We start from the raw sequence: 6,267 nt of genomic DNA, 5'->3' as shown, positions 1-6,267 counted from the left end.
CCAAGGTCTAATTCGTGGATCTTGTTGTGATTCATAAATATATGTTAAGCCTTCTATTACTCCAATAAAAGCGGCCATAGTATGACGCATATTGCCTACATATACCTTCCTGTAAATTCTTCCTTCAGTATTATCGACAAATTCAACATCTAGAATTTCTGGTTTTTTTCCTGTGAATGTTATTCCATCAATTTCTAGATGAGGATTAGCAGTAATCATAACTGCATATGGATAATTTTCACTTAACTCTTTTGGAAGCGGTAATGCTGCTGAAAGGACCATAACTTGATTTATTCCAACTTTTTCATTAAAGTAATCCAATGATAAAGGGTCATTTTTCAAATACTCGCTGATATATTGAACAAATTTTTGAGGAGCTCCCAGTGAATTAACGCATAGCATGACATTTTTAAAATTGTTTTTCTCACAATCTTGTATAGCCCTTGCTAGATTTTCTGCAATACTTTTAAAAGCTCCTTCATAAACACAGCAGAAGATAAAATCATGTTCTTCCAACGCTTTGGATAATTTATCTGAATCTATGATCAAAAAATCAGATACATGAAACTCTGTCTGTCTATTATTATCGTCAACAAACACTGAGTAACCGCCCAAATTCTTCATTTCTATCAAATGCTCTGGATGAACATCATAAAATGAAAGTTTATAACCATCACGATTTAATAAATAGCCTACGACGCCGCGCCCTATGTTGCCCGCTCCAATGATTAATGCTTTCTTCATATCCATTTCTCCTTAAGCTATAATTCCCAACATGAACAGAGCGACACCAACAACCATTGTACCTAATAGTAAAGGGACCACTTTCACTCCTCTATCTAAAAGCCAGTAAATAATACCCACGAGAATCAACGAGAGCATTCCTGGTAAAATACTATCTAAGGTTTCTTGTAATTTCATTGCCCCATCTTTCACTGACCCACCAATTACAATCGGTGTAGAAATTTTGATATTAAAAGCACACATAGCACCAATAGCCATTAAGCCCACAACAGAGCAAGCATACGAAACTTTTTGCATGATATTAGACTTTTCTGATTGGATAATGAAGTCACTACCCAAGTTATAGCCTAATTTTAAAGAATAAAATCTTGCTAAAAAGTTTGGGATGTTATACACCAGTAAGAAAATAATAGGAGCCAAAATACTACCTTTCGCCGCCATTTCAGTTACCATTGCTGTGGCAATAATTCTAAGTGTTGCAGGGAAAATCGTATCCCCGATAGCTGATAGTGGTCCCATTAATGCAGTTTTCATACCACTTATTGTAGTAACATCAAAATCTTCCGATTTAGCATTTTCTTCTTCCATCGCTAACGTTATTCCCAATGGAAAGCCCGCCAATGATGGTGTAATATTGAAGTACTCAGCATGGTGTCTCATCACGGACTCATTTAATTTTTCAGGATGTTCTGCGTAAATTTTTTCTAATGACGGAAGCATTGAAAACGTGAAACCACTGTGCATCTGTCCTGGATAATCGTTCATACAGTTCAGTGCAATATATCTTACAAAAACTCGATTCAAATCTCTTTTTGATAATTTAGAAGTCATCGTCAATATCCTCCTGTCCTACAGCGGGTGAAGTATTCAAATTGTGAGGTGTTAGCATGATAATTACAAACATTACAGCCAAAAGAGTAATTGCAATCGTTGGTAACTTTAAATATGCAGCGAGCATAAAACCAATAAAGAAAAAGGGAGACATTTTCTTACTAATTATCATTTTTAATAGCATGGCAAATCCAATAGCTGGTAACAAATTTGCTGCAGCAGATAAACCGTTAATCACATCAACTGGAATTGATTTAACAAAGGTTTGAACGGCTCCGCTTCCTGAATAAACAGCTAATAAACCAAATACAAAATAAATACCAAATGTAGAAATCCAACATCCAATAACATAAATCCGTGAAGCCGCCTTCATTTTCCTCTTTTCCAATTGTTTACCCATAGCTGTAGAAAAAACAGAATTAAATAGTTTTACTACAATAAATAGAAAGCCGCCTAAAAGTCCAATAGGAACTGCCAAAGCGGTTGCAAGTTCAGCACCCGAATTGGTCATAATCGCAAATGCTGTTCCAATTACCCCAGCTGCAGCGCCATCGGGACTGACTGCTGCACCTACTGGAAATGAACCAATAAAAATAACCTCAAGAACACCCCCGATAATGATCCCTTGGGTCACATCTCCCAACGCTAATCCCATTAATGTCGAAGCAACTAGTGGTCGTGAAAGATAACAGTACCCAAAGAACATATCCATTTTACAAATACCTAATACTAACCCTGCGAGAACTGCTTGTAACATGGTTTCTCCTCCTTTACTTTACTAAAAAACGATACTAACTCGATAAGCACCTGGGACTGTTGCTGCCTCAAATGCGGATTGAACATCTTTCAGAGAGAATTTCTTTTCAACCAACTTGGAAACATCAATCTTCTTCTCACTAATCAGATCAGCTGCATATTGGAAATCATCTATATCTGCACTGAATGTTCCTAGTAGCTCCATCTTTCTGTAATGAATTGTATTTGAATCAATATTCATTTCTGGTGCAGGATACCCAGCAGCAAATAAAAGAATTCGTCCATCAATCTGTTTAATCATCTCTAAGGCTTGATTATTGGCTGACGTAGCACCAACCGCAACGACTACAGCATCTGCTCCTTTTTCCTTAGTTAACGTCTTTACAGCTTTAACTGGGTCCGTTTTTGATACGTCAACAACATCGAAACCATACTCTCTTGCCGTTTGAATTTTTTTAGGCATCATTTCGGTTAAAATCACACGACACCCCATTTCGCGTGCAATTAAGGCATTTAGAATTCCCATTGTGCCTGCACCAATAACTACTATTGTTTCACCTTTTACTACTCTTAATTTGCGCAAACCTTCTACAACTGTGCCTGCCGGTTCGACAAAAGCAGCTTCTGATGGGTCTACCGAAGGATCCATCTTACAAAGCGCGCGATAAGTTTTAACTACATATTCTCCACAACCAAAATTCCCATAATAGCCATCGTCCGAAGCAATATTCATGATGCCTCGATGTGGACACTGACTTGTTTTTCCTTCTTTGCAAAAGTCGCATTCACCACACCAATCGTAACCAACACCAATTGTATCTCCAACATCAAAACCCTTTACTTTTGATCCCATATTGACGATCACACCGCTGTATTCATGTCCGAAAGCCATAGGTAGTGGTTGCTTTCCAAGTCTTGCTCCATCCCATACGCCATATTCTGAAGTACAAAGATTACATGCATTCACCTTGACCAAGACTTGGTCATCTTTCAACGCAGGAATTTCTCGTTCATGGACTTCTGCAATGAATTTCTCAGTAATAACTGCAAATTTTGTCGACATTGAGTTTGTCATTTGATTTCCTCCATTTTTAAAATTTGATTATACGTGGTTTCATATATTTCTCTAGGATTATCCAAATAGTCCCTATGCGTATACTCTAAACAAAAATCGCCCTGATAATGATTTTGTTCAATTTCTTTCAAGGTTGACGCAAGACGTAGTTCGCCATTTGTCCAATCTACATGTGCAAATTGCCCTTTTTTGTAATTTGTAAGATGACAGTAATCAATTATTTCTCCAAAAAATTGAAAATACTGAGATAAGCTTTCTTTTTCTCGTCGAATTGTTCCTGTATCAACGATAATTTTTAAATTACGTTCATCTACATCGGCAATGTATTTCTTCATTTCTTCGATAGAATTTACTAATTTGGTACTTTGAGGAGTCAAAGGTTCAATAGCGACTTTTACTCCATAAGATTCTGCAAAGTGGCATAACCATTTACAAAGACTAACAGATCTTTTCCATGCTTCTACTTTAGTTTCATCATTAAACGATCACCCAGAAGTAATCATGATTCTAGACGCCTCGAGTTCATGAGCGCTGTACACAACCTGTTGAAAATAGTTTTTTGTACGGCGAATCATATCTTTGTCTTTTGCCGCTAAGTGAAAAGGATTAGGACAACTTTGTCGTGGACTGATACAACTGATAGACAGCTTTTTTTGTTGCAACTGTCTTTTTAATTGATCGGTATCACTATGAGAAAAAGCATCAACATAAAAGTGAGTCGGACAGGTCCACAGATCGATTTTAGTGAATCCTACTTCTGAAACATCATTCAAAAATGTTTGTAGTTGAAATTTTTGATAAGTAAGATTCATCGGTGCAAACCGATTTATCATCTTTACCATTTTCCATCTGACTTAAACAATTTCATATAGTGTTTGAGCTTCTCTTTGTAGCCTTCAGCACCTACTAAGTAAAGTTGTTGCATGTTCATCCGTTTAGTAGTAAACTCGTCCATATTTGCTCCCGTTGGCACCTTAATTTCTAAATTATTTTCATAGCAGGCTTGAATTCTATCTAGACCAGACATAACTAAATCTGTATTCAAATTGACTTTTTGAATTCCATGCTCGATTGTCATGCGTAAATTATCATCACCAGATCCGGAACCTCCATGAAGAACTAATGGTTGTTCAATTTGTGAAGCAAGTGTATCAAGTAGTGGAAAATCAATTTTGCAGCCTCCCTTGTAAACACCATGTGAAGTCCCAACAGCTACTGCTAAACAATCTACGGAGGTTTGTTTTAGAAAATCAGCAGCCTCCTCAGGTCTGGTCAATCCTGTATCTCGAGTTTTATCATACTCATACGCTTGTCCCACATGACCTAGCTCAGCTTCAACTGAAACTCCACAAGCATGAGCAATCTTAACTATTTCTGCTGTTTCTTTAACATTATCTTCAAAGCTGCTTTGAGATCGGTCAATCATAACTGAACTAAATCCAGCACGAATTGCATTGACAATATCCTCAAATGGTCCACCATGATCCAAGTTTAGTGCAACAGGTACTTCTGGATATCTTCTCTCGTAAAAACGGGCGATGTCTGCACATTCATAAATTCCATGTACCCCAGCAACATCCAAAATGATTGGTGCTCTTAACTCTTTTGCAGCCAAGAAACATGCCTCAATGGTTTCACGATTGAACACGTTTGGAGCAGCTACTCCGTATTTTCCTTTTTTTGCTTCCTTCAATAGTTCATGCATTGGAATAATCATTTTTTTCCTCCAGATTCTATTTATAATTGATAACTGTGTCAGTTGGCACTTGCTGAATTTCTAAATTAATCCCACTAGCAGCTAACTCTTTTAGCTGTTTTTCTTCATCCGGTAAAACATTAATTGCTTTTGAAATATTCTTCGTTCCTTCGCGAGCCTTAGTACCACCAAGATTTAATCTAGTAATCTCGGGTACTTCCTTAATCAATTGATAGGCATCTCCGATAGAGCCTACGACAATAAATAGTTTATACTTGTCTGTTTTTCCCGAATTGATAGCTTTAATCGAATCCTCAACCGTCTTGATTACTACTTTGATATTATGAGGACAAGCCATTTTTAGTGTTGCTTTTTGTAATGGATCAGTTACGACAGTATCATTTGCAACTAAAATACAGTCAGCCTTTATGCTGTTTGTCCAAGATAAGGCGACTTGACCATGAATCAATCGGTGATCAACTCTAACTAGCTTAATCATGTTTATCCCTCCTAAAAATCATCTTCTGAAATATTCATTTTTAACTGATTGCAATAAATAAAACCTTCTGTAGCAGTTTTCATTGCCCTTAAAATTGCCTCGTCCCCCTTCATTTGTGAATCGTTGATTAACACCAATAGTTCAATTACAAATGCTAAATTCATGCCTGCAACAAGATGAATACTATTGTCATTGTTTATCCTCTTCATCCATTCATTGTTTACACTTCCACCAAAAATATCTGAAATAACGAAAAGTTCATTTCCGTGATTTTCTTCGATAATACGATTGATTTCTCTTTCGATATCTTCATCTTCTTTAGAATAAGCACAATAATAATCGATGTTCTTAAAATCTCCTACAATCATTTTCACTGTTTCAGTCATTCCTTTAGCTAAATTTCCATGACTGATACATAAAATCTTTCTCATAGAATTCCTCCTTTTCACTTTATTACTAGCAATTGGCGTGCCAATTAGTTTAAATTTTCAAAACACTTGGTTTAACAGGCTTTTTGTGATACAAGTTATCTATTCACACAAAAAAAGTGACACTAACTTTTCATTAAGTTAGTGTCCACAAATTTATTTTTAGTGTCAATCCAGGTTTTGAGTAATATTGTAGATGTAATAGCATTCTTCAATTGGCAGTGAAATATTATATAAT

At 36.4% G+C, this 6,267-nt stretch carries 8 protein-coding genes and 1 pseudogene; all 9 read right to left on the bottom strand.

What is annotated here, in order from left to right; all coding sequences use genetic code 11:
- Nucleotides 1-744, bottom strand: a 744-nt coding sequence (locus OMU_RS07065; RefSeq protein ID WP_016179264.1) for a mannitol dehydrogenase family protein, incomplete at its 3' end; no start/stop codon positions are given.
- Between the two features lie 12 nt (nucleotides 745-756).
- Nucleotides 757-1,575: a PTS system mannose/fructose/sorbose family transporter subunit IID gene (locus tag OMU_RS07060; RefSeq protein ID WP_016177909.1), complete on the bottom strand. Its 819-nt coding sequence runs from the start codon at nucleotides 1,573-1,575 to the stop codon at nucleotides 757-759.
- The gene (locus OMU_RS07055; protein ID WP_016177908.1) at nucleotides 1,565-2,332 is read right to left on the bottom strand and encodes a PTS sugar transporter subunit IIC; all 768 of its coding nucleotides are present in this window, start codon (nucleotides 2,330-2,332) and stop codon (nucleotides 1,565-1,567) included. Before OMU_RS07055 ends, OMU_RS07060 begins: the two co-directional genes overlap by 11 nt.
- 21 nt (nucleotides 2,333-2,353) lie before the next feature.
- Nucleotides 2,354-3,406 carry a zinc-dependent alcohol dehydrogenase gene (locus OMU_RS07050; protein WP_016179263.1) on the bottom strand — a complete coding sequence of 351 codons (1,053 nt, stop codon included), beginning with the start codon at nucleotides 3,404-3,406 and terminating at the stop codon, nucleotides 2,354-2,356.
- Nucleotides 3,403-3,867 (bottom strand): annotated as a pseudogene (locus tag OMU_RS23705) (sugar phosphate isomerase/epimerase family protein); the annotation flags it as partial. The pseudogene OMU_RS23705 and the gene OMU_RS07050, both read right to left, overlap by 4 nt.
- A gap of 24 nt (nucleotides 3,868-3,891) precedes the next feature.
- Entirely contained in the window at nucleotides 3,892-4,239 is a 348-nt protein-coding gene (locus OMU_RS23700; protein WP_016179261.1) for an apurinic/apyrimidinic endonuclease family protein, read from the bottom strand.
- A 2-nt stretch (nucleotides 4,240-4,241) separates the two neighbouring features.
- Nucleotides 4,242-5,123, bottom strand: a complete 882-nt coding sequence (locus OMU_RS07035; protein WP_016179260.1) for a class II fructose-bisphosphate aldolase — start codon at nucleotides 5,121-5,123, stop codon at nucleotides 4,242-4,244.
- Between the two features lie 16 nt (nucleotides 5,124-5,139).
- Complete coding sequence (locus OMU_RS07030; RefSeq protein WP_016179259.1) at nucleotides 5,140-5,601, bottom strand: PTS sugar transporter subunit IIB; 462 nt, start codon at nucleotides 5,599-5,601, stop codon at nucleotides 5,140-5,142.
- An 11-nt stretch (nucleotides 5,602-5,612) separates the two neighbouring features.
- Nucleotides 5,613-6,032: a PTS sugar transporter subunit IIA gene (locus tag OMU_RS07025; protein WP_016179258.1), complete on the bottom strand. Its 420-nt coding sequence runs from the start codon at nucleotides 6,030-6,032 to the stop codon at nucleotides 5,613-5,615.
- Between the last annotated feature and the right edge of the window lie 235 nt (nucleotides 6,033-6,267).

The sequence above is a fragment of the Enterococcus avium ATCC 14025 genome (assembly GCF_000406965.1).
GTDB classification, from domain to species: domain Bacteria; phylum Bacillota; class Bacilli; order Lactobacillales; family Enterococcaceae; genus Enterococcus_A; species Enterococcus_A avium.
Note: the sequence above shows the minus strand (reverse complement) of the source record. Positions and strands in the feature narration are given on the sequence as shown.